Below are 24391 nucleotides of genomic sequence, written 5' to 3' on the forward strand. Positions count from 1 at the left end.
ATTTATTTTTTCTTCTCCTAATGGAAACGACGCCGCTTATAATGCCTATTAGTACTATAAAGAAAAGTAATTGAAAGATTATGTCTCCAAAATGCATCATACCCGCTGTTGATAACAAAGCCTTGTCCTCCTTTTTATTTGTTTAAAAAATTATGATCCACTAGATTAAATGTTCTTCACCCATCTGTTTTCAAATGCTTTTTCTAGAAAAACTTCATTCTCAGCATAGGTTCTAATCACATCTCTAATGTATCCAGGCGTATAAGACTCATTTCTATTACATGCAAGTGGTGAATAACCCGAACCCCTCTGCAAATAATCTGAGCTGGCTACCGTATACCACCTGTCTTCTATTAACCGCTCTCGCCCTATTTGAACGTCTAAGATTTTCTGATTGTTGTGGATCACCACTGCCCCGGAAACGTGCAGGCGTCCAGCATATTTCCCGCGAAATCCCGGTCCTTTCCCATCTGAAAGGCATACTTGTGAATCCAGAGAATGTTCCAGGGCTTGTAAAAGATCCTTTCCTTTTACTTCGAACACCGTAGGATTCAGAGGAGACGGACAAATTTCAATAAGCTTTTGCTCTGATACATACTCAAACAACCCCGCATTTACAATGCCGCTGTTCATAAGACTCAAATCACAATCCAAGATCTCTTTCAACCCATCGGCGATAAGATTGGTCAGTGGATTTTCTTCGATTACATCATGCCATAATGGCCGATGAAGGTAATAAAGCGGATGACTTAAATTTTCCATGGCTATTTCTTTATTGGCTTTTAAAATAGAAAGAATTTCTTCATTTCTCTTTGCACTGTCCGTAGAAAGGTTATGAGAATCAACAAGTTGAACCTCATTGTTGTTTATTTCAACGTCGACTACTCCGACATGCTCGGCAAAATGACCAGCGCTGTTCATAATGACTCCATTTACGACCTTCGCTTCTTTATACAAATTGTGATCGTGGGCAGAAATAATAATATCAATTTCAGGTAGTTCTTCAGCGAGTGTTTCATCCGCCTCGGTTCCTATGTGATTTAAAACGATACAAATATCATAGGCACCAGCATTTCTTCTTATTTCCTGCTTAAGCGCTGTTTTGTAATCTTTCACACGAATCCCCAATCCCTCGTTAAAGTCCCTAAGATCTGGGGAAGACCCTGTAACAAGGATTCGAAGTCTCTCTTTATGTATAATAGTACTTGAAAACAGCCCGTTGATATGGGCTCCATCAGCCTTTAACAAATTATTACTGATAAATGGAACAGAGCTTACATCAGCCATATACTCGAGTGTATCCATTCCGTTAAACATTTCATTATTGCCTATCGTGAGCGCTTCATACCCTACCGCCTCAAGAAGCTCTACAGCAGCTTTCCCTTTTGTTCCTTGTAATTCAATGCTTTTAAAATCTGCAAAATCACCAGCTTCAAGCAATATCGTGTTCTCGTTGATTAAAGGTTCGATTACCGATACCGCTTTGGATAAATTCTCAAACTGACTATGTACATCGTTAGTATGTATGATTCTAAGCTTCATAGAAAAATCCTACTCCTTCCATTTACAATGATCACTGCTGGCTTGTACCTCGAGCTTTATTTAGAATGTGCCCGCTTGTCTTATCCACTTCTATAAAAAGCTGGCGGCAAAAATCTCCTTGATGGCGGAATTCAACTTGATAAGAATCACCTTGATCAATAACTATCTCTATTTCTTCAACAATCTCACCGTCTGCTGAACGAATACCCTGTGTCACATCCCATGGGGCAGCGTTGTTACCTGGAAGGTATTGAGGTAAGTATCCTTCAGCCGACTTAGTTGCCGTTTGAACAGCCTGCTCTTCATTTAGAGGAGGGCGGTAATCAAGATATTGAATTGGCCAAGTTTTCGAGTGTTCCAGTAACCAAAGCGTTATTCCTCCCAAAATACAAAGAGAAACGACTCCTGCAATAATTAATTTCCCCTTATTTTTTCATACGTCCAACTGTCCCTCGTCTTTCAAATAAACGTTCTGAGATTAACCCTGAAAAATCGCCCAAGGCCGGAACACCCCATTAAGGTTTGCATAATTAATGACATCTTAGATGGAAATGACCCCAAATAGAGAAGCAAAGTATATCGACCTCCAATACCTGGTTCACATAAATGGCAATATCTTAATACAATAACGGCTTGTACCCTTATAACGGTCTTCTCTTTTGTCTCTCTTTAACAAACAAATGATAAAAACTAATTTCAAATACAACAAAGGCAATAATTAGAGCAGCAATGTAAGGAGAAGGAAAATCAATGACCAAGAATATGAGTAACGCTGAAACCAACGTTATCAGCCCAATAAGAATTGAAGATTTTACGTATTTGTTCAAAGGTCCTCCCCCTTCTTTAAAGTTAAATGCTCCTTAATTTTAACATAAATATCCAATCGTTAGAGATATTGAAATTTTACAAGGTTTTCTGATGTTCAAAGCAATAGACTTTCCCTTTAAATTTTTTGTTAGTAAGACAAAATTGCTTCACTTTTTGAGATACCTTTGTTTGACATACCTCACACTTTGCTTCCGTAGAAGAATATGACTTGAGCGCCTGCTTATGCTTCTCTCTAATTGAGTCATCTGTAACATTTGCCTTTTTAAGAGAAGCGTATATTTCTTCAATTTCCTCATCCTTATAAGCAGGGCGCTCATTCTGAATCTTAGTAACTTGAATTTTTCGAGTAATAAATTCCGTAAGTTCTGTATCATATACACATAAGTTATTAGACTGCATTTTTCTAAGTTCCGGATTTATACTGAATATAGCTCTCCTGGTAAAAGAAATCACGGATATAAATGAATGGGGACTGTCGCTGTTTATATTTGATTTAATTGCTTCAACATGAGCATAGTTCTGATGAAATGGATTCCTCATTTTATATCGCTTATTAACAGTCCACTGCTTATCCTGCTTATCTCCTTTAATTTCTCCCGCATAATTCTTCGTTTCTATGACAAATAGTCCATATGGGGTCAGCAGCACGTGATCAATCTGGGAATAACCGGACCGGGTTTTCTTATTTTCCAGCATAAGATCACTTAAGTGCTTATAGTTAGCTGGAAACTGATCTAGTTGAATATTAACCTTATATTCTCCCAGTTCTCCTATTCTTTCAGCAGCAACTTTTGTTTTAGGCTTATCTTTTTTAGGTGTTTTAGCTGCGGACCGAATTGTTTCTTCTTTTTTGCGAAACAGCTTTTGTATAATATTCATTTTATCCCCCATTGTCTTCTTTACCTATAACATCGGATGATTTCAGCAAAAGGAAAGAGGACTGACAAAAAAAAGGCTCCCTTATCGGGAACCTTAAGTTTATTTAGAGATCACTTGATTACGCAGCACACCAATGCCGCTCACTTCCGCTTCAACCACATCGCCGGGCGACAGCGGGCCTACTCCGGATGGCGTACCTGTGTAAATGACGTCTCCCGGGCTCAGGGTCATGACTTCTGTGATTTTTACGACCAGATCTTCAATCGTATGAATCAAGTCATTTGTATTTGACTCCTGCTTTACTTCACCGTTTAGCTTCAGCTTTATCGGTACATTATTCGGATCAAGCTCCGTTTCGATAACCGGACCGAGCGGCTTAAAGGTGCCGAACGATTTAGCTCTCGTAAATTGGCCGTCTTTTTTCTGCAGGTTGCGGTTTGAGACGTCATTTCCGACGGTATACCCGAAGATGCAGGATAACGCTTCTTCCTTTTTCACATCCTTTGCTTCTTTTCCAATCACGATCACGAGCTCGGCTTCATAATCGATACGATGCTCAAGGTTTGGCAGTACGATATCCGCAGCAGGGGCTGTGACAGCGCTTGGAGAAGCCATGAACATCATCGGCTCTTCCGGGATCGGCTTGCCTGTCTCTTCAGCGTGCGCCTCGTAGTTTAAACCGATGCAGAGCACCTGTCCCGGGTCCACGGGTGTAAGCACCTCTACTTCCTCCAGTGCGAATTCATTGGCCAGCGGGCGCGTATCACCGGTTATGTAGTCACCATCAAGCTGGGTGATGGAATTTCCTTTGACCACTCCATAATAGATTTCTTCACCTTTTCGAAAACGAATGTATTTCATAGATGATCTCCTCCTTCTCTCCTTCACTATTTCGATACGTTGACACACGAATCCTCTTTCAAAATATAAAAAGAAACCTTCGTTTTTAAGGCAGCTCATTGCCAGCAGCTCGATACAATTCATACCATTCCTGCCGGGTCAGTTCAATGTGGGAAGCCTCGGCAATGGCTTGTAAGCGCTTTGGATTCATAGTACCGACCACTGGTTGAATATCTGCCGGGTGGCGCAGAATCCAGGCAGTTGCAATTGCTGTATCTGTGACTCCTTTTTTCTCAGCGAGCTCCTGCAGCTTGGCATTTACTTCAGGGAAGGCGTCATTTCCGATAAATGGTCCTTCAATCATCCCGTGCTGGTAAGGAGACCAAGCTTGAATCGTAATGTCATTTAAGCGGCAGTACTCAAGAACGCTGCTGTCACGGACGATGGCCGGGTCATTCATCATGTTAACGTTAAAGCCGGCATCGATTACCGGTGTATGTACGACACTTAATTGGAGCTGATTGACGATTAAGTCATCCTTTAAGTACTTTTTCAAAAGTTCCATCTGCATCGGATTCTGGTTACTGACCCCGAAGTAACGTACTTTCCCGCTTTCTTTCAGTGTTGCAAAAGCTTCGGCAACTTCTTCAGGCTCCATCAGCACATCCGGGCGGTGAAGCAGGTAGCTGTCAATGTAGTCGGTTTTCAACCGGCTCAGACTGCCTTCAACCGATTCGAGGATATGTTCCTTGGAAAAATCAAAATATCCATCGTGGATTCCGCACTTGGTCTGCAGCTTGATTTGTTCACGGACGTCGTCATTCATTTTGATGGCCTTGGCAAAAACTTCTTCCGATTTTCCTTTGCCATAAATATCTGCATGGTCGAACAGATCAACACCAAGCTCCATCGCATTCTCAATAACTTCAGCCGCATCCTTCTGACTGAGCTCACTCATGCGCATGCAGCCCAAAGAGATTTCACCTGCTTCTAAATCACTGCGGCCTAACTTGATTTTCTTCAACATAAGCACCTCTTTCCTTTTGTTTCTTCAATCCTAACACTTTTCTACAAAAAGAGTAACTTGTGCACCTGCAGGTTGGACGATTGAAATCGTAGCTCATAATCTACGAACGACGTTTCACCTGGATCATGATGACAATAAGCAACCGCAGGACTATACTAATTTTATAATCAATGAAGCGTTGAAAAGGGGTGGGAGAATGAAGGTGTTATTGGATGTTGATCGAGACTATGAAGCCACAAGTGTTACGATCCACTGCAGAGAAATGGATGAATCGATTAAAGAGATACTAGATTACTTAAACCATAGAGACATGGAGCTTCTCGTTGGGCACCTGGGAGAGAAGCAGCATGTGTTACAGCCTGAGGACGTACATTATTTTCATACGAAAGGTGATGCGGTACTCGCAGCTACCTCCAAAGGTACGTTTAAAGTAAAGGAAAAGCTGTATGAACTGGAACAACAGCTTCCCGCCGGCAAATTCATTCGTATTTCAAAGTCCGTCATTGCTAATCTATATGAAATCAGCCATTTCGAGCCCTCGTTTAACGGTACTCTCGGTGTACATTTCAAATCCGGTGATAAAGAGTACGCTTCAAGACACTACGTCAGCAGGATTAAGGAAGTATTAAAAATGAACAGGAGGGATAAGAAATGAAAACTTTTCTTTTCAGAAGTATGATCGGCATCTTTTTTGGCGCATTTGTAACAGTGATAACAGTAAATGGGATGGTGTATTTCGGAGGTCAGGAAATGCTTGACGGGAGTCTTTTTATAAAAAACTCGTTCGGCTCGATCTTCTGCGGGTGGTTGTTCAGTGTAAGTCCCCTTTATTTTGAGATCCGCTCGCTCCGGCTGCCTATGCAGACGGCTCTGCATTTTGGAACGGTGATGATTCTTTACTTTATTATGGCGTTAGGTATCGGCTGGATTTCTCTTGATGGGCAGAGTATTCTCTTATTTTTAGGAATTGCACTTGTCACGTATACTGTAATGTGGATCTGCTTCTACCTTTATTTTAAAAACGTATCGAAAAAATTAAATGATGACCTGGAATGTCTAGAATAAAAGAATGGCCTCTCAGCAAAAAAACTGAGAGGCTCTTTCTAGTTAAATACTAAACTGTTACGCTTTAAAAAACGATCGTTAAACGTGATAGGCACGCCTTCTCCCTCTCGTTCTGCGTGTATATGGAGATGCGGTTCGGTCGTGTTGCCGGTATTTCCCACCTCGCCAAGTTGAGCCCCTGTATTTACAACATCCCCCTGCTCCACTTCAACCGTCCCAGGCTTCATGTGAGCAATGTGAATTTCAGTGTCTTCACACGACAGGATCACGTGGTTACCGGCTGGCTCTTCAGGATCGCTCTCCGATTGAAGAGGAGAAATATCTTCATACTCATCTACTGCCTCCAGCACTTCTCCGCTGCATGGACTATAAAGAGCAGCTTCGTAAATCTTATACTGATCCAGATTCGACGGGGTAATTCCGAACGCCCGCAGCCCAAAGCCATTAAGCTGAAGAATATCATACGCATACTGCTGGCTGAGGTGAGCATTATGATAGTTAATTGATGGATCGGAACCTCCATGGCCGACAGCAAACACGCCCTCTTCCATCGGAAATTCCAGCTCAACCGACTCATGCTCGCTTTTCACCGCATATCCCGATAAACCGCCGGCAGCCAAATAACCGAAATAAACTGCCAGAACTATACTGACCGTCATAGAAAATTTATAACCCTTATCCTTCTCAGGACCTTTTACAGGCAATTTACGGATTCTTCTAAAGGATAATATAGAAACGATTATAAAGAAGACCACCCATACATACCTCAAATAATAAATAAAAATATGCCATGGCCCAAGAACAAAAATAAAAGCCACAAACATGGCTGTGGAAAGCCACTCTATAAACCACAGCCTCTGGCTTGTGTCTGTCTTCATCAATCTTATGATTAAAAACAGGGGCAGCCCTATGTAGACGATGGTCTGCACCCACATCATGAATTGCACGTCACAATCCTCCCCGTTTAAATTGAAGCTCTCTTAGTTAATTATTCGATCTTCCTTGATAAATTCCTTCTCTCTTAAAAAAGGAAGAACCCTTTCACTACTAAAAGGGTTCTTCCTTGCAATCTTCTTAAGTACTAGTAACAGTAACCTTTTCAATAATTAACGTGTAGACGGAGTGCGAAGCTTATGTGTAAAGTCTTCAGCGAATTGCCGGCAGCGTTCCGCGTCCTCTTCATCCGGTGTTAATTCCACCTTCAATGAAGGCAGCAAAATCTTCGCTCCACATGCTGTTAACTGACCCTCAACCTTATCGACTGCTCCTCCGTAAGCTGGATACATTGAATCACATGAGCCGAACAACGCGGCTTCCTTTCCGCTTAAATCTATATCTGCCAGCTCCTCATAGAAATCTTCCAATTCGTAAGGGAGGTCACCGTCGCCCCACGTATACGTCCCAAACAGGATCGCATCATAGGAAAGCAGGTCCTCTACTTCAAATTCATCTATATCTATTTGAACCAGGGACACAGAGACATTCAACGCCTGTAATTGAGCTTCAATTATCTCTGCAATTTCTTCGGTATTCCCTGACATACTGGTAAACAACACGACTACTTTAGGCATCATTAACACTCCTTCTAATGATATGCCTTCAGTTTAATTGATAATGATTATCAATGTCAATTAATAATGGAGGTATAATGACAAAACCCTCAACAAGATGAACTCGTTTTCATGTATACCTAATTGGGTATGTAAATACTGTATGTCCGCTAAATATGAACCCGTTGAGGAGGAGTAGAATGTTGAATTTTCATCAGGTACTTGTAATTGGTGGTGGAACAGCAGGAATATCGGTCGCGTCTCAGTTAAAGAAATTATCCAGCAGTTTGGACATTGCCATTGTAGATCCAGCAGAAAAACACTATTATCAGCCTCTGTGGACCCTGGTGGGTGCAGGCGTGTTTGATAAGAAAGAATCAGAGCGCGATGAATCCAGCTTAATTCCTAAAGGCGTAGAGTGGTATCAGGAGCAAGCTTTTGAAATTCAGCCCGAGGAGAACTTAGTGAAGACGAAAGAGGGCACTAACATTTATTACAAATACTTAGTGGTCTGCCCTGGTCTTCAGCTCGACTGGCATAAGATTGAAGGCTTGGAAGGCAGCATAGGAAAATATGGGATTTGCAGCAACTACTCATATGAGCATGTAGATTATACATGGGAATTGATAAGCAGCTTTGCAGGAGGACGGGCGATATTTACGCACCCTAATTCCCCAGTGAAATGTGGAGGAGCCCCGCAGAAGATTATGTATTTAGCAGAAGAAGCATTCCGTAAACAAGGTGTGCGGGAACAATCAGAAGTCTTCTTCCAATCGGCAAATGCTTCTATTTTTTCTGTAGATAAATATGCAGCGACATTAAACGATATCATTAAAAAGCGCGGTATTCAGGCTGACTTCAAGAAAGATTTAATAAAGATTGACGGTCCGAATAGAAGGGCTACATTTAAAGATTTAGAGACCAACGAAGAAGAAACATTAAACTATGAGATGATCCACGTTGTACCTCATATGAGTGCACCAGACTTTTTAAAAAGTAGTCCCATAGTAAATGATGCTGGATGGGTCGACGTTGATCCCTATACATTGCAGCATAATCAATACGAAAATATATTCAGTTTAGGCGATGCCTCCAGTGCTCCAACCTCCAAAACGGGGGCCGCCATTCGAAAACAGGCCCCCGCGGTTGTCTCTAACCTGTATTCAATGTTAAAGGGCCGGCAGCCATGGAAGAAATATAACGGCTATACTTCATGTCCGCTCGTAACTGGCTACAACTCGCTCGTAATGGCAGAATTTAAGTATAATAATGTACCTTCTGAAACGTTCCCTGTCGACCAGGGGAAAGAAAGAAAAAGCATGTATTGGTTGAAAAAGTACGGTTTACCTGCGATGTACTGGCACGGGATGATGAAAGGACGTATGTAACAACAATCAAACCCTAACCGATTCCTGCCGGAACTGGTTAGGGTTGTTTTTTTGGATAGAGTGTCGATGAATTGTTAAATTACCTGGGCGAATCACCCTCTCTATTCAGCCTGTGTTGAAATGTACTCTTTTACGACTTCATAAACGTAAGCTTGATTGGATTGTGCAGTATCAGGATCGTATTCTCCGTCATTAGTTTTATTGTTGGACAGGATGCGAATACCCAGGTACGGAACATCGTAGGCGTCGGCCATCTGCGCTCCAGCCGCTCCTTCCATTTCTTCTACAGACGTTTCATACTTCTCATGGAACCACTCAATCCGATCCACTTCATTGTTCCAGAGATCGGCCGAACCGATTGTACCTTCCACTACTTTTCCATCTTCATGTGTATCTTTTACTGCCTGTGCGGCTTCAAGTAATTGTTGGTCCCCTTTATAATAGCGGATGTTCTCAGCATCCGGGTCCTCTCCGGCACTACCTTCAGAAGCCATTAAATCCATTGGAATCCATTCGGTAGCTTCGATTCCTTCTCCTTTATCGCGATCACCGGTTTTCAACGCACCGATATTCGTTGTTCTTTCCCCTAATACGATATCGTACACGTTAAGGTCCGGGTCATGTCCGCCGGATGTACCCTGGTTAATGATTGCTTTTGGATCGTATTTTTCAATCGCCAGTGTGGTAGCGGCAGCTGTATTCTCCATGCCTTTTCCTGTTTTTGCAACGATGACCGGATAATCGTCCACAGTCCCTTTATAAAAAACAAAGTTTCCTGATGTTTCTTCCTCCACATCGTCTAGCCTTTCCGCAAATTCTTCTGCTTCAATCGGCATTGGCCCCTGTACGAGGATCGGCTGCTCGTCCTTTTCATCACCTTCCTCACTCTGTGAAGTCGAGCTGCATCCTGCAAATAAGAATAATACTAGCAATGCAAAAACGGTGAATCCTGCATTTTTCTTAATCATTCTGTTCTCCTCCTTGTTGTGTATCGTATATTCTTGGGTGATGGTAGTGGAACGGAGCGTCTCCTGCTTTTTATGGGCGGAAATATGGTCTTTATGGGCGAAACCACACTTACGGTTAAAGTAAGACAGAGCTCTCCCCCGGCCGGTTACTTTAACTCGTAGTCCAGTTCTTTCTACGGGAACTGGGTAGAGACGCTCGGTCCATATTACCGAGAATATACGAGTTGTTACTATATAAAAATGAATACGAGCCTTACTATAGCAAACCCAGCACCCCTCCTCAATATAAAATCCGAATTTTAATTAAAAATGGCCACTAAATGTTCGTATTTTGTAAAAGCATTAAAAAAACCAGGTCCAAAGTAGGACCTGGTTCTTAAGTTTAATCTTATAGGTGAACTGTGACGTCGCCTTCTTCACGAAGTTCTTCAACAAGTTTCTGTGTTACTTCAGATTCTTTCGTAGTCTTCACTTGCTCTTCTAGATCCGGCTTTGCGTCTTCATAAGATGGCATTTCTCCGCCAGCTTCTTCACCCATTTGCTCTTGCTGGGCTTCCATTTGCTCATAAGCTTCTTCAAGCTCTTCTTCAGTCGGTTCGATGTCTCCAGCTTCGCTGGCTACAAGCTGCTCAACTTTTACTTCTGCTTCAAGCTGAGACATTACTTCGTCTTCACTCATGCCCTGCTCTTCAAGGGCTGATAGGAATTCATCTTTAGATTCTAACTGGTTCTGCTGAGCCAGCTCGTCCAATGTTTCATCAATATCTTCTTCAGAAGCTTCATATCCTTCATTTTCTGCTTCCTGGATTAGAAGTTCCTGACCTACAAGACTTTCAGCTGTTTGTTCCTTCAGCTGATCCTGGTCAACCTCTTCTCCGGACATTTGAGACTGCATTGCCATTTGCTGGAATTGGCTTTCATATGTTGTTTCGAATTCATCTTTTTGGATTTCTTCTCCATTAACTTCAGCTACTACATCAGGAACGTCTTCTAGATCCGGTTCAGGCATTTCAGCTTGCTCTCCTTCGCCTTCGCCTTCACTTTCTCCTTCACCGCTCTCCTGTTCTTCTGTATTCTCTTCTTCACTGCCGCCTTCATCACCTTCTGCTGAATCATCACTATTGCAGGCAGCAAGGAACATAACAAATGCCGCTAAAAGTAAACTCAATAACCATTTCTTATTCAAAATGTATTCCCCTTTCCGATTCATGATGGTTGTCATTGTAACATCTGAGCTCCCCATGTAAAATACCTCAATCGTCTCAAAAAAGGGCTTTAGAGCTCTAAACAAACTCTCAAACCCCGTCATAGAAGGGTTTTGTAGACTCATTAGTGAAAAATATATTAAATGTGGAAATTGTGTGTAAAACCCTCTATGCCAAAAGCTCACACTTAGAGTACCACAGAAACGATCTGTAAATACATTTGAACGAAAAGATAAAACGCCGCCGCATACAAAATGTTGAACTGGAAGCCATTTTTAAAGATGCTCAATCCATTCTCACTGCTGAGCACAATGGCTGGCAGAATAAAAGGAGACAGGAGCGCGGAAATCACACTGCCTGATGTAATCGACAGAACAAGCAATTCCGGCGGATACGGCAGAGATACGTGTTGCAGAACCCCGCCGACGAGTACCAACACCGGGAGCGGTCCAATACCGAAGAAACTCAGCACCATAGGAATAAAAGGCAGAAGGGTTAGAATATTTACAAAAGGAATGGTTTCTTCCATGACTAAAATGCCGTCAATCATGATTTCTCCCCATCCCGAGAGATTCAGCGCCACAATCACCAGCCCGACCGATAGTAATATACTAAACTGCTGGGCCTTTCCCTGCGTATATTCGGTAAAGTAAAACTCTACATTTTTCCTCAAGCTTACCGTTCTGCTTTTTACAATAAAATAAAGAAGCGTGTATACCATAATTACTGGCGGAATAATCTCGAGAATTTCCAGTCCGAACACCCCATGCAGGAAGAAAATCGTTCCGAAGATCAGGACAAACAGACTGGCAAACTCAACAACTTCCCGGCTAAGCTTCCCTCTCTCTTCAGATCCTATCGCCTTCTCAATTTCCTCCTTCAGCGCGGAGCTGATATCGATTTGGTAATGTTTTTCTTCAAAATAAGAGAACATGACCGCAAGCAGTACAGCAAAAAGCGAAATCACGCCTCCCTGAAGCATAGACAGCCACAACGAAGCATCAAGAAAGTTGACAATGAAAACAAAGCTGGGAATACTGATAACCCATAGTGTACAAAGGGAAAAAGCACGCAGGAGCGCCGTTCCTTTAAAATTCTCCCAAGCCTCGCCTTTCCGATCGCCAAGCAGCTGCTGGATGAACTGATACACCGTCTGTATCGAACCGAACAAAAGAAAGAATGATAAAATCTGCGTAATTAACATAATACCGAAGTAAAAACGCCGGCTCGTATTTAATGAATTCCCCGCAAACGACATAATCTTCTCTATGTAAGGCTCTTCCTTAAGAATCCAGCTGATAATCGGTACAATCAGCAGAATCGCAATCAAGCTCGTCATCTGCCGGAATCCTTCAAGGAGACCCTCCGTGATGGACGAATCCGACATGATTAAAATAAAGAAGGCAAACCCAATCAAAAATAAAGGAAGCATTCTTTTGCTTCCGGGTAAATAAAACAGCGAGAACAACAAAGATAACAAACCGAAGACCGATAATACGTTAAACAGCAGGTCATTCTCCACCTGAAGGGTGATGTAGAACAATACGATATATAAATTTACAATGGCGGCATATGCATACATGGAACCGTTCTTCATTTCTTAAAACTCCTGACTCTTATGAATAACTTCTATTATATGCCCGGTTGGTGTTAGAGTCTAATGTTTGAGCACGTACAGCCGGAGAATAAGTATCAACTTATTGAAGTTCTTTATGAACCAGATGACGCTTCGATCATTAATCCCCCTATAGATATACCTCTTAATTTTCTCTGAGGGTGCGGCATGCTTAAAGTCTTGACTATTCACAAAATATAGGATCATCATTAGTATATTTTTCCTATTAAGACCTTTAATAGTTTCAATTAACTAAAAATTTTATTATATTGGTTAAACAAGGATATATTTAAACTTATCTAATAGGAAATAAGTACAAAAAAGGATAGTGATGAAGAAGATGCTCTATATCTGGCACATCGAAGAACTCATTAAAAATATATTACAAGAGCACCAATTATCGATTAATTACGAATTCAACAACAATCTTTCTGCTCCTATGAGCTTTAACGTATCCACGAATACGATCAGTTTTAACTACTTAGAAGTAAACGGATATATAGGAAAAATAAAAATCAATGAATCTGAAAAGAATATCGTTCAGATTATGATTTATCATGAGATTGGATATTTTTTAACATTCAGAAAGCATAAGCACGACCTGCGCACTCTTATGTACGGGGAAGATGAAGAAATTGAAGAACTTAAAACGGAGATTGAAAGGAATGCGTGGGACTATGGGCGGCGGCTTGTGCCTGAATCGCTGATCGACTCCTATGACCTTGTACGGGAAAAAGACAGTATGCTGATCAAAGGCTTATAAAAAAACAGCGCTTTTGCGAAGGCAGGCAAAAGCGCTGTTTTTTGTGTAACCTAGGCATCCGCCACACATCGAAAACCCATGTTTCCTGTTGAACTGTCCATGGTGTTTGAGCTTCGGGCCGCTACGCGGTAACGATTGCAATAGGAGTGGTGGCATAGATAGGAACCGCCTCTCATTACTTTTGAAGCTGTGTCACGGCTTGCCCTGCCGGGGACCGTAAACGTATCGGCGCACCATTCCCATACATTCCCTGCGACATGATACAAGCCGTAGCCATTTGCTGGAAAGGTCGTTACCGGCGCAGTGCCGAAGTATCCATCTTCTTCTATGTTCTCCTGAGGAAATCTCCCCTGCCAAATATTACAATAATGTTCGCCGTCCGGGTGCAGTTCATCGCCCCAGGGATACTTCTTCTGCTCAAGGCCGCCGCGGGCTGCATATTCCCATTCTGCTTCAGTCGGAAGTCTTTTTCCTGCCCAATTGCAGAAAGCAAGAGCATCATTCCATGATACATGAATAACAGGGTGATCCAGCCGATCTTCTATCGTTGACCCAATGCCTTCCGGCTGATACCAGTAAGCTCCTTCTACTGCGATCCACCATGGTGTCTGGGGCAGCTGCTGTACTTGAAAGCCAGGTTCATCGGGGATAAACTGGTAAAATACGAACGACCAGCCATACTGCTCGGCCTCCGTTTTGTACCCAGTCTCTTTGATGAATTGTTGAAAATCAGCATTGCTCACCGTGTGGGCATCAATATAAAAAGAATCGACCTCGACTTTCCGGACAGGCCCTTCCCCATCAAACGGAAAGCCATCTTTATCTTCGGTACCCATTAAGAATTCCCCGCCCGGAAGGTACACCATTCTTTCTTTTAACTTTACTTTCTTAGCTGCCGGTACTTCATTAGGCGAATTGCTGCGACCTCCTCCCGCCTCCACATCGGAGCGGCTGGCATGGCAGCACGGGCGCCTGTTTCCTTTCTCCATGGTATTTCCTCCTTCAGCCTTCTAACGTTGTGAATACTGGATAGTGATCAGAAGGGTAGCGTCCCTTTATCTGTCTGCGGTCTATCTCTGTTTCTTTTACCTTCACATCTGTTGTACAAAAAATATAATCAATGGGGTCCCCTTCTGTTCCGCCTTTAAATTGATGGAAGGTTTTCCCCGGTAAAGCTTCGAGGGAGGAAAACGCATCCTGCACCAATAATTTTCCACGGATGAATCGGATCGCTCTATCCCGGGGAATGCTGTTAAAGTCACCCATTAAAACCACCGGAATCTTCCTGCTTACATAATGAGAATAAATCTTCTCCCAGATCAGCGCAATCCCCTTTTCTCTTGCTTGTAAACTAATATGGTCGAGGTGCGTATTGTAAACAATAAATTCATCGCGGGGCGCCTGCTTGAAGCGAAAGTGACCCCACGTACATATTCTTGGAAAGTCGCTGTCCCAGCTGATACTGCCGGGGACCTCCGGCTGATCAGACAGCCAGAACTGCCCCTCATACTCACATTCAACCAGCCGGTGGTTATAAAAAATCGGGCAGAACTCATCGCTCATCCCGCCGCGGCGTCCCTCCCCGATCCATCGATAATCAGGTAAAGCCGTTTCCATATCCTGCGTCATGGGAAGCAGGGCTTCTTGAACGCCGAGCACCACTGGATCGTGTTCCTCAATCAAAGCTGAAACTTTATCTGCACGGTGCTTCCACGAATCAAGACCATCCTGTTCAAGATTCACTCTTATATTGAAGGTACCGATTTTTAACTCCATTTTCAAACCTTCTTTCTATTATGTATAAAAGGCTCAACTAATAATCTAGTTGAGCCTCAAGCATTGTCTCTGCAGTCATGAATAGACTGCCCCGTTTACCCTACCCGCACTGAAAATCGATAGATAAGGGAAGACGATCCGGGGAAACTGTCGGACATGGCTGGTCCACGCAGTGACTGTCTCCAGAGATAATAGACTCATACTTATCTACTTCCCGAATAAAGCCTGTCTTTAACAATTATCAGCGGATCAGCCGGTCTGTAAAAAAGGACATACCCCTTTTATACGCGGTCAGCCCGTAAAGCATAGAGCTCCAGTCAATTAATGTGATTTTCGCCGGATACCAGCGGACCGGCTGCTCCATGTGCCACCATGAGCAGCGGTGTAGTCCAAAGCGATAGGCTGCTTTCAGCTTTTTCTCATCTTCCTGATCATCTGGATTCTCATACGTATCGTATGGCAGGTGCAGGCGATATAGCGCATATAAATCATAAAGGCCAGAAGGGTTCACAGGTAAAAATCCCGCAACAATATAGGCAGAGGCGATATCACCCGGCGAATTATTAATCTGATCGGCATGATAGCCTCCATGCAATCCGTCATTCGGACCTGCTCCGTATCCCCATACATAAGAAGGAACGTCCTCAAGCTCTTTCCATTTTAATTGATCGGCGAGACAAGCATTTTTATAAAACTCGCGATACACAGGACTTTCTGCGTATTCAGGGACAAGATAGAAAGGGAACTGATGAACAAATGATGATAAAAAGGAATCCTGTCCTCGCTTCCCGTTTGTATCGGTCAATACAGGAATATCACGGTAGTGAACCTGCGGAAGATCTTCTATCTTATCTTCAGAAAAATTCTTATGCCATAAGTCTTGAATGCTTTCATTTTCAGGTTGTCCGAGTAGAGCCAGATGAGCAACTAATACATATTCGTTGTAAGCAGGGAGCGGCAGTGTGCCCTGGCCGTCTTTTACAACCATATTAATTGAGCCGTTATCCCGATCCGCCACAACGATGCTCCAGTCGATTTCTTTCAGCAGGGCGCGCGCCATCGTGTCAATCTCAGGATGAGTATCTTTAAAGTGCTGTCCAGCAAATAAGGCGCCGGCTACCAGTAACGACGTATCAATTGTAGAGATTTCAGATTTAAGATTCTCCCCGGTTTCCATATGGACAAAATGGGCATAAAATCCCGCACTCTCATCCCGGGCAGGGTCACAGCCGTCGATCTTACCTGTAACCGCCCGCAGCGTAGTGATAACCTTTTCTGCTGCTTCGTCTTCCCAGCCTTCCATATCCGCTACACATAAACCAATTATTCCAACACCTGTGGCTGCAATCGAGCACTTCTCTTCAGGATTATCCTCCAGCGTCCGGTAACTGTCCGCGTACAGCCCGGTGACCGGGTGCCTCGATGCGTCCAGTAACCGATAAGCATCTTCATACTGGCGGTCGAAAAATCTCCTCACACGGTCTGGTAATTGAGTATATAAATCAGTCGTAGTCGTCAAACGTTCACGCCTCCCTGCCGTTTATAAATGGTTTGGAATTTTTCATGACGTTTCTCCAATCGGCCGGCGGCTTCATATCGTCCTTCTTCACGAAGTCTCTCCACATAGTTGGGATAGTTTCCACGCGTATGAAAGGGGCCTCCTTCATGAATAACATTCCACATCGGATCCGTCGGTGATTCTGATGTTGCCATCTGCTCGGCCACCCATTCATCCAGCAGCCTCATTCCTTTTGCTGCCACTTCAGGTTTTTCATCGAAGAGGTTGTTCGTTTCATGAGGATCGTTCTCAATATCAAACAGCATCCAATCAGGGAAATCCTTTAATCCGTCATGATACGTACGGATCAACATCCAATTGTCAAACCGGACGCCCCTCTGACAGCTCCATGCAGCCTGACTGACGACAAGATACGGACGGCCTGCCTCTTCCCCTTTTGTAATAGCCGGAAGAAAGCTTGTCCCATCCCAGCGCTCCTGCTTAGTTCCTCCAATGAGATCGATCAACGTCGGTCCGACATCAAGCTGATAATGAAAATCGTCATCGACATGACCCTGTTTTAAGTCCGGACCGGAGATAATTAACGGGATACGGCTCGTAATGTGATCGGCCGTCTGGTGGTCGCCGTACACATTGAGCTCTCCCTGGTTTTCTCCGTGATCAGCCGAGATAATAATCGTCGTTTCTTCCAAAATCCCTTCTTCTTCGAGAGCCTGCAGCAGCTGGCCGATATGATCATCAACGTGACGGATCGCTGTATCATACCCGTCAATCCACCGCTTAAAATCGTCAACCGAAGCAATTTCCTCCGGCAGATTCGGCCACTGGTTGCGGTCAGGAATCTCCCGGGAGCTCATCGGACCATAGCTTTCGCGGTGTTCGGCAATGATTTCATCCGTCAGCCAGTCCGGTGCAGGATCATTTTCAAAAGGATTGCCGTATTCTTCCGGCGTCCGGTAAGGCGTGTGCGGATCCCAGAAATTCAAGTACAGGAACCAGTCGTCTTTCTCCGTACCACGTCCTTTAATCCATCGCAGCGCTTCTTTAGACACATCGTCCGCTGTTTCACCTGCATGCTTGCCGGTATCATGCATTTCAAGAAAACCTTCCAGCACATTCCACTTGGCGTGACGTCCTGGAAAAGGACTGATCATCGCGGTGTGATGACCTTTAAATCGCAGCTCTTCCACCCATGCCTGATAAGGACTGTGGTGATGGTTAAACGGTCGGGCCGCTCCGATTGGACGTACATCTGCATCCAAACCGCCATGGTTAATCGAGCCCGTATGAATGCCAAATCTAGAATTGAAAAGCGCATTTCTTGAAGGGGCACACGGTGCGTCTGAAGCATAATAATTCGTAAACCTCACCCCTTTTTCTGCAATCTTATCGATGTTCGGGGAGGTATTGCGATGATACCCATAAGCACCAAGATGGTCGGGACGTAGAGAATCAATATCGAGATAAAGGATTTTCATTTGAATCTTCCTTTCTTTATTTTGGATTTATTGAAATTTCACTATAAGTTGATCATCAACTTTGGCATGCTTTTTAGAGAATATATACGTCAAATTATTTTCGTGCTGGACCGTATACTCCTTACTCGGCAGCACTTGCCGGTCAGTTCGCAAGGCAATCACATCCTCTGATTGAGTGAGACGGAATTGAATTTCATCCGTACGCCTGTCTCTTATTTCTGCCGTGGCATAACAAATGACCGTTTCTCCTATCGTGATGTTAATCGGAAGCATCACACCTTCTTTTGCCTGCAGTTCAAGCTTCCGCTCATCAAAGAGCTTCCTTCCTTTTTCAAAAACATGCATCTTCTTATCAAAGTTGTCCAAATTCAGTATGTGGAGGAACCTCTCCCCCTGCTTATTGGCAGTAGATGTCATGAACACGCCATGGTACGCACTGTCGTTCGTCAGCTGGGGATCAGCACCTAACCTTCCTAACGCCTTTTGAAAAAGATCGATATCACACGTATATGGAGCTGCGATCACGATGACTCTCCCTTTCCCTGCCCTTGCATCAAATCCGCATATTTCATCAGTGCCATAAACGCGGAGAAGCGTTTCACTATTATCGCCAGTTTCAAAAACCTGCGCTTTGTGGACACGGATCTCCGCTCTCCCCTCTGCCCATCCATCGGCATAAACTGATAAATCGTACTGAGGTCCGGCCAGACGCATTCCTGTTGATTGTACGCCTAAAGCGTCTGCCAGCAGTCGGCATGGGCTGCCTTCCATATCGTATTCCGGCAGCTCTCCATACAAAAGGAGACTTCCCCCATTCGTTAAATAGACTGCTAGTTTCTCCTGAATATCCGCCGCCATGTAACGTGCGGATGGGACGGCCAAAACTGATACCTGTTCTGGATCGACCGGCTGATTTTGGATATCGGCCGATCCGTATCTGTATCCAGCCAGCAGCATCGCCCGCGCCATATTTTCCCAAGCAGCCGTCGATCGGTTAGCCTCAATGTTTTGATAGATTTCCTTCATTTTCCCGCTGTTTGGATAACAGCCTTCGGTCATGTAGTAATCAGGAATAAAGGCAAATGCGACATCATCTCGCTCCTCTTCCATTACCGCAAGTTTATCGGAGACCGCCATGATCGTTTGAATGGAGCGCGCCATCCTCGGATACGTATAGTTAAGTTCTCCCTCTGGGCTGATTGGCGCTGCAAATCCGTGTCGTTCCCCGGTAGATGCGATCCGATCGTTGCCATCATTACGCTTATCGTTCAACCGGTAGTTTTTACCTCCCGTCATTAAATAATAATTAATGAGTCTGTTCCCCTGGGCGATGCACATTCTTGCTTTAAAGTCAGCTGCCGAAGGATCCATGCGGCCGCTGAAATTATTGCCAAAATTGCCATCCCCGCAGTTAAACTCAACAGACGTTAACGGCTGTTCCGGTCGATGTACAGCATCCATGAAACCATTAATCAAATACAAATCTTGAAAACTAGTCATGTCTAAATCGCCAAAATAAATATCCGATCCTGATAAATAACCTTCATCCTGCGTATACGACTCATACAGCTGACTGATTCCGATCGGATACGTAAAGCCGCGCCCTCCATCAGTTCCGTGTATATTAACGATAAAAGGAATGTCCTTTACATCAAATTCCTCAGCAAAGCTTCTTAATGCCGCAATATATTTGGCAAATCGGTGGCGCATATAATAGCCGAGATCGAAGTGCAGCTGGGTTACATAGCTTTCCGCAGGAGAGCGAAAGGCTGAATAATTACCGTCTACATCAAATGGGTAGCGTGCCTGCAGTCCAGATGAACCGTAGCGCATCTTTAGCCAGCCGGTAAAATCATCGAGCACATGGTCGGTTAAGTCCGGGCAGTTGCTCACCCAGGAAAGCATGCCGACTTCATTATCGAGCTGCACGCCGATAATATTCCCACCGTTGGGCTGCAGTCTTGGAGCCGCGATCTCCATCACCGCTGTATACCACTTCTTCGTCTCCTGTAAAAAAGCAGGCGCGGTGTAGTCGAGGGTTTTAGCCAATGTCTGTTTTCCATCCCACGTCACAGGAACAATCTCGGGATGTTTATCAATCACCCAGTAAGGAATGCCTTCATTTTTCATTTCGGCCATGATAAAAGGACCAGGACGCAGGAAAAAGTAAAGCTCATTTTCCACGCATAGATCTATAAACCCTTCCAAATCAAGCTCTGGACGTGTCTTTCCTTGTAAGTCGATCCTTCCTTCAAACTCTTCATGACACAGCCACGGAACATAGGAGGCGACGGCGTTACAGCCGGCCTCCTTCAATTTATTGATCCGATCCTGCCACTCTGAGCGGTCGAGCCGGTAATAATGAATTTCTCCACACATAATCATTTGGGGCTCGCCGTCAATTACAATCTGCTTATCCGTAATTTCAATCATTAAAGTCTCATTCCCTTCTGTAGCGTTCAGTCGCTATTTCTTTCGTTAGGGCGTAATCACACTGAGTTAGGGTGCTATCGTCTTGCGTTAGGGCGTTATCTCCCCTCCCCATTAGGGAAGGAAAATTTCGATCACATTATCTTCCGCACTGCACAATCGCTCAAACTCCTGCTGATCGATGCGCAGCCCGCCTTCACGATAGGTATTTTTTAGAAGCCCCGCATTTTCTACCCGCTGTCCATTAACGGCGACGCGTTTCTCCCCTTTTCCAAGTAAATAAACAAAGGTGACTGCTTTATCATTGATTTGAAAATCGAAATGCAGCCCATTAAAATCTTCCGGAAGAACAGGATCGATCACGAGATCACCGTCTTCCTGACGAATACCCAGACAATTGGAGATCAGCTGATTCATATAAATTCCGGGACCGCTCGAATAGATGCGCCATCCTCCCTTTACAGCCACGGTGCCGGCTCTGAGCTTATCAAAATTCGCTTCGGCGTCATAACGTGTATTGAATTTTCCATCCGAGCTGCTGAAATAAGCATTGCTTTGTCTAATTTCTGCATTAGGTACTACTTTTTGGATGCCGATTGGATTAATTTTCTGAAGTCCGTGCCATACTTCCTCCTTCTTGCCCAGCTTCGCCATCGCTTCGACGAACCGGATGTGGGCATGTACATACTGCAGTCCGATTTCCCTCCCGAAATTCGAAGACTGCTCTGCTCGTTTAAAGTGGGTGCTTACTCCTCCGGTATAATTTGCCGGCCGGTTCATTAAGCGAACGCCGTCCGGGCAGTACAATTTTTCTCTAATGATACGGTAATGGTGCTCTGCCTGATCGGCTGTCAGAAGCTCGCTGATAATTCCACGCTGCATCGGCAGCAGCCGGTAATCGATGCCGGTCGTCGTATCATTCGGATGAAGCATCAGCTCGGCCTCCCCTGGTTTTTCCATATATACAAACCCTGGCAGGACGTCTGTCTGCAGCATATAAGTCTTAAAGTCTTTTTCAATCCCTGAAGCTAGAGCGGCGAGCTCTGCAGCGTGCTGCTCATCAAAGGATTCCAGGACGTCAGCCAGTTTAGTCACCACCTGGTACGTCAGAGCCACGGTCCAACTGCTGACCATATATTTTTTCAGCTGAGCATTCGCCGGCTGCAGCGTATCATCCCAGTCACCGTCTCCATAAGAAGACAAATACGTCTCATGGAGAAAATGGCTCTTAATATAATCGATTTCTTTCTTCGCATGGTCGTAGATAGACTCCGTCTCACTCGTTAAAGCAAATCCAGCGTCCCGCTTGGTATAAGGTAATTTCTCCTGCAGAATGTCAAAGTCCTTCGTCGCCGCTAAATAATCTCCCAGAGCCTTCAGCGGCCAGACAATTACGTCGCCATGGCTTTCTCCTGCCTGTATATGAAAATATTTATCGAACATAAACCATTGCGGCCAGTTGCCGTCTTCTTCAAACTGGTGGCTGTAGACGGTTTTTAAGATTTCTTTGGCAGACTCATAGTTTTGTGTGGCCATAAAATATTCCATCGGTCCTTGACATACATCTCTTGTGCCCCAGGCAGCCCCGCTGTACTGCTCAAGCCCGTGAGGAACAGAAAAGTGAACGAGCATATTGTGCGTATACCACCAGGCCAGGGCATTTACTTTGTTGAATTCTTCTGTGACTTCACCTTTTTCTGAGAGTCTAAACCCGTTCATAATGCGGCGATAGTACGCTCGGTAACGTTCAATTTCTTCCTCGGCCGAACGTTTTTTAACTCCGATTTCTTCACCATGCAGCCGCCCTTGAACTGTCATTTCCCATTCACTTGAAGCCTCAAGCTCTAAGACTACCAGCGAAGCAGATCCTGGTTTGACGGAGGATGCCAGCTTTTGTTCATCGGAGACCTCAAATTCAGCTCCCTCGACGTACAGAGTATAAGCCAGTTCAGGAAATACCTCAGCGCTCATTGAATCTTCATCGGCAGTTACCGTTAGTGACGCTCCTTCCTGAACAACGTGATAAGGCACTTCATATTCATTCGGATGCATCACAAACTGATTCGTTACCAAACAACGGTAGGCTGTGCCACTGCAAGTCTTTACTGTAAGTCTGACCTCCGGAGAATCTACGGTAGTATAACTGGTGATAATGAACGTCTCTTCCCCTTTTTTGTAATACCAGCGGGCATAGTTAAAGCCCATTTCATATAAGGAAGGCATCGTCAGGATCTGATAGCTTCCATCCATTTCTACGTAAATCCGCTGCCCCGAAGTTTTCATTAGATTAAGTGCGTTCCTTGCATTCGTCAGCAATTTATTGAAATTGGTATTGCCTACAACGAGCTGAGCATTGAAGATGCCGTACATCCACGACGTTGAGGTAATCGTATTTTCTTTTAATCGATCATTTTCCCCCGACATAATGATATGGCCGTGCGGTCGTTCCACCAGATTTTCTTTTTCCTTTAAGACGACGTGCTTATGTGTGTCTGTGAAAAAGGAAAGCAGCGTATTTCCGTCCCACTCCTCCTGATGGCGCTTAGGATAAATCTGGTCTATCTCCGCAATCGTCATCGAGTCTCCTGATAGGAAATTTCCAATCCCAGGCGCCCGCTCGACTTTATCCACCTTTACTGCCGCAGAAAGCTCCTTTGTCTCCACCTGCTCCCAGGCTTCGGTAATGATCTCCTCAAAGTCGGCGCTTGTTACAGCTTTTTCATGATTTTCAAGAAAATATCCGTAAAAGGTAAAACGCTGCTCTCCAGACAATCCTGCCTTCCCTGACTGCAGAGCCATATAGGCAAATTCATATTGATACACTTCACTTGGAAGGGATGGTTCTGTTAAGGCTTCCGGTTCATTCGTCTCTTTATAAGATTTTCCAAAGAATTGAAAGCCGTCCGTAGTGTAGCCGACGGTCCCCGTCAATGCCCCCTGCTGGAGGTAAGGAAATCCGGTCGACTGCTGCTGGTTCTGACGTGAACATACTATACAGCCTCTATCGTCATCCTCAAAAACCTGGTGGTCTAAATATTGGGATATGTAGGCTTCATTATTTTTCAAGGCGTTGACATCGGCAATGCCAAGATCCTGGCCGTATACAACGTCCACCTCTGCCCCATACCCTTCGACTTTCACATCCCAGAACCAGACTTGCTGTTCTGTTAAATAAAAGGTTACTACATAATTAATGTTATCGACAGTTCCTGTCCAGACCGCATGATCTTCTCCAAATGCGGTCTCGCTGTTGGAATGTACACCAAGAAGGGGATAAGCCTGAATCCCATCTTCTTTATGAACACGCAGGTATATATTATTAAGAGACCCGTCCAATGGATTAGCTGTTAATTGGTTAATCATAATATTCTTATAAACCACTTCGGTCAGATCGCCGCTTGGTAAAAATGAAAACTGTAAATCTCCGGCTGTCAAATTAATGATTGATTCTTTTGTCACTGTCACTTCTCATACCTCCAGTAGTAGTTTCATTGAAACGTTTCAAAAATGAAAGCTGG

The 24391-nt window shown here is 44.2% G+C and carries 21 protein-coding genes and 1 riboswitch; of the genes, 4 read left to right on the top strand and 17 right to left on the bottom strand.

The genetic code is table 11. The features are described from left to right. Positions 1–165: 165 nt before the first annotated feature. The 6 genes from LF822_RS16380 to LF822_RS16405 all read right to left on the bottom strand — a co-directional run bounded on the left by LF822_RS16380 (position 166) and on the right by LF822_RS16405 (position 5113). Positions 166–1542, bottom strand: coding sequence for a bifunctional metallophosphatase/5'-nucleotidase (locus LF822_RS16380; RefSeq protein WP_253925156.1), 1377 nt, complete (start codon positions 1540–1542; stop codon positions 166–168). Between the two features lie 31 nt (positions 1543–1573). Continuing rightward, positions 1574–1927, bottom strand: a complete 354-nt coding sequence (locus LF822_RS16385; RefSeq protein WP_253925157.1) for a hypothetical protein — start codon at positions 1925–1927, stop codon at positions 1574–1576. A 256-nt stretch (positions 1928–2183) separates the two neighbouring features. Then, the gene (locus tag LF822_RS16390; protein ID WP_253925158.1) at positions 2184–2369 is read right to left on the bottom strand and encodes a hypothetical protein; all 186 of its coding nucleotides are present in this window, start codon (positions 2367–2369) and stop codon (positions 2184–2186) included. A 76-nt stretch (positions 2370–2445) separates the two neighbouring features. Next, the gene (locus tag LF822_RS16395) at positions 2446–3249 is read right to left on the bottom strand and encodes a nuclease-related domain-containing protein (protein WP_253925159.1); all 804 of its coding nucleotides are present in this window, start codon (positions 3247–3249) and stop codon (positions 2446–2448) included. Positions 3250–3348: 99 nt separating this feature from the next. Next, positions 3349–4110: a fumarylacetoacetate hydrolase family protein gene (locus LF822_RS16400; protein ID WP_253925160.1), complete on the bottom strand. Its 762-nt coding sequence runs from the start codon at positions 4108–4110 to the stop codon at positions 3349–3351. Between the two features lie 85 nt (positions 4111–4195). Next, the gene (locus LF822_RS16405; RefSeq protein ID WP_253925459.1) at positions 4196–5113 is read right to left on the bottom strand and encodes an aldo/keto reductase; all 918 of its coding nucleotides are present in this window, start codon (positions 5111–5113) and stop codon (positions 4196–4198) included. 199 nt (positions 5114–5312) lie between these two features. Here LF822_RS16405 and LF822_RS16410 point away from each other — a divergent pair, with 199 nt between their 5' ends. Beyond that, entirely contained in the window at positions 5313–5771 is a 459-nt protein-coding gene (locus LF822_RS16410) for a LytTR family DNA-binding domain-containing protein (RefSeq protein WP_253925161.1), read from the top strand. Beyond that, positions 5768–6181 (top strand): DUF3021 domain-containing protein, encoded by a 414-nt coding sequence (locus LF822_RS16415; protein ID WP_253925162.1) that lies wholly within the window; start codon positions 5768–5770, stop codon positions 6179–6181. The genes LF822_RS16410 and LF822_RS16415 overlap by 4 nt, the downstream gene beginning before the upstream one ends. 38 nt (positions 6182–6219) lie before the next feature. Here the strand turns inward: LF822_RS16415 and LF822_RS16420 are convergent, their stop codons facing one another. Beyond that, positions 6220–7119 carry a M23 family metallopeptidase gene (locus LF822_RS16420; protein WP_253925460.1) on the bottom strand — a complete coding sequence of 300 codons (900 nt, stop codon included), beginning with the start codon at positions 7117–7119 and terminating at the stop codon, positions 6220–6222. Positions 7120–7287: 168 nt separating this feature from the next. After that, positions 7288–7755 (bottom strand): flavodoxin, encoded by a 468-nt coding sequence (locus LF822_RS16425; protein WP_371925938.1) that lies wholly within the window; start codon positions 7753–7755, stop codon positions 7288–7290. Positions 7756–7931: 176 nt separating this feature from the next. Here LF822_RS16425 and LF822_RS16430 point away from each other — a divergent pair, with 176 nt between their 5' ends. After that, positions 7932–9119, top strand: a complete 1188-nt coding sequence (locus tag LF822_RS16430; RefSeq protein ID WP_253925163.1) for an NAD(P)/FAD-dependent oxidoreductase — start codon at positions 7932–7934, stop codon at positions 9117–9119. A 101-nt stretch (positions 9120–9220) separates the two neighbouring features. Here the strand turns inward: LF822_RS16430 and LF822_RS16435 are convergent, their stop codons facing one another. The 3 genes from LF822_RS16435 to LF822_RS16445 form a co-directional block, all read right to left on the bottom strand. Further along, on the bottom strand, positions 9221–10087 hold the full coding sequence (locus LF822_RS16435) for a 5'-methylthioadenosine/S-adenosylhomocysteine nucleosidase (protein ID WP_253925164.1): 867 nt from the start codon (positions 10085–10087) through the stop codon (positions 9221–9223). A 139-nt stretch (positions 10088–10226) separates the two neighbouring features. Next, a riboswitch (purine riboswitch) is annotated at positions 10227–10330 on the bottom strand. Positions 10331–10475: 145 nt separating this feature from the next. Next, positions 10476–11273: a SurA N-terminal domain-containing protein gene (locus tag LF822_RS16440; RefSeq protein ID WP_253925165.1), complete on the bottom strand. Its 798-nt coding sequence runs from the start codon at positions 11271–11273 to the stop codon at positions 10476–10478. Positions 11274–11479: 206 nt separating this feature from the next. After that, positions 11480–12889: a hypothetical protein gene (locus LF822_RS16445; RefSeq protein ID WP_253925166.1), complete on the bottom strand. Its 1410-nt coding sequence runs from the start codon at positions 12887–12889 to the stop codon at positions 11480–11482. Between the two features lie 349 nt (positions 12890–13238). Between LF822_RS16445 and LF822_RS16450 the strand changes: the two genes are divergently transcribed. After that, on the top strand, positions 13239–13670 hold the full coding sequence (locus LF822_RS16450; RefSeq protein ID WP_371925939.1) for a hypothetical protein: 432 nt from the start codon (positions 13239–13241) through the stop codon (positions 13668–13670). 50 nt (positions 13671–13720) lie between these two features. Here LF822_RS16450 and LF822_RS16455 read toward each other — a convergent pair whose 3' ends face one another. From LF822_RS16455 to LF822_RS16480, 6 genes are all read right to left on the bottom strand, one after another. After that, positions 13721–14659, bottom strand: coding sequence for a formylglycine-generating enzyme family protein (locus tag LF822_RS16455; RefSeq protein WP_253925167.1), 939 nt, complete (start codon positions 14657–14659; stop codon positions 13721–13723). Between the two features lie 13 nt (positions 14660–14672). Further along, positions 14673–15446, bottom strand: coding sequence for an endonuclease/exonuclease/phosphatase family protein (locus tag LF822_RS16460; protein WP_253925168.1), 774 nt, complete (start codon positions 15444–15446; stop codon positions 14673–14675). Positions 15447–15687: 241 nt separating this feature from the next. Beyond that, a complete protein-coding gene (locus tag LF822_RS16465) occupies positions 15688–16965 on the bottom strand; it encodes a hypothetical protein (protein WP_253925169.1) in 1278 nt (425 codons plus the stop codon). Beyond that, the gene (locus tag LF822_RS16470; RefSeq protein WP_253925170.1) at positions 16962–18443 is read right to left on the bottom strand and encodes a sulfatase family protein; all 1482 of its coding nucleotides are present in this window, start codon (positions 18441–18443) and stop codon (positions 16962–16964) included. Before LF822_RS16470 ends, LF822_RS16465 begins: the two co-directional genes overlap by 4 nt. Positions 18444–18470: 27 nt before the next feature. After that, positions 18471–20876, bottom strand: coding sequence for a beta-galactosidase (locus LF822_RS16475; protein ID WP_253925171.1), 2406 nt, complete (start codon positions 20874–20876; stop codon positions 18471–18473). Between the two features lie 111 nt (positions 20877–20987). After that, positions 20988–24338: a GH36-type glycosyl hydrolase domain-containing protein gene (locus LF822_RS16480; protein WP_253925172.1), complete on the bottom strand. Its 3351-nt coding sequence runs from the start codon at positions 24336–24338 to the stop codon at positions 20988–20990. Positions 24339–24391 lie beyond the last annotated feature (53 nt).

The sequence above is a fragment of the Halobacillus sp. A5 genome, from assembly GCF_024189315.1.
GTDB lineage: Bacteria > Bacillota > Bacilli > Bacillales > Halobacillaceae > Halobacillus_A.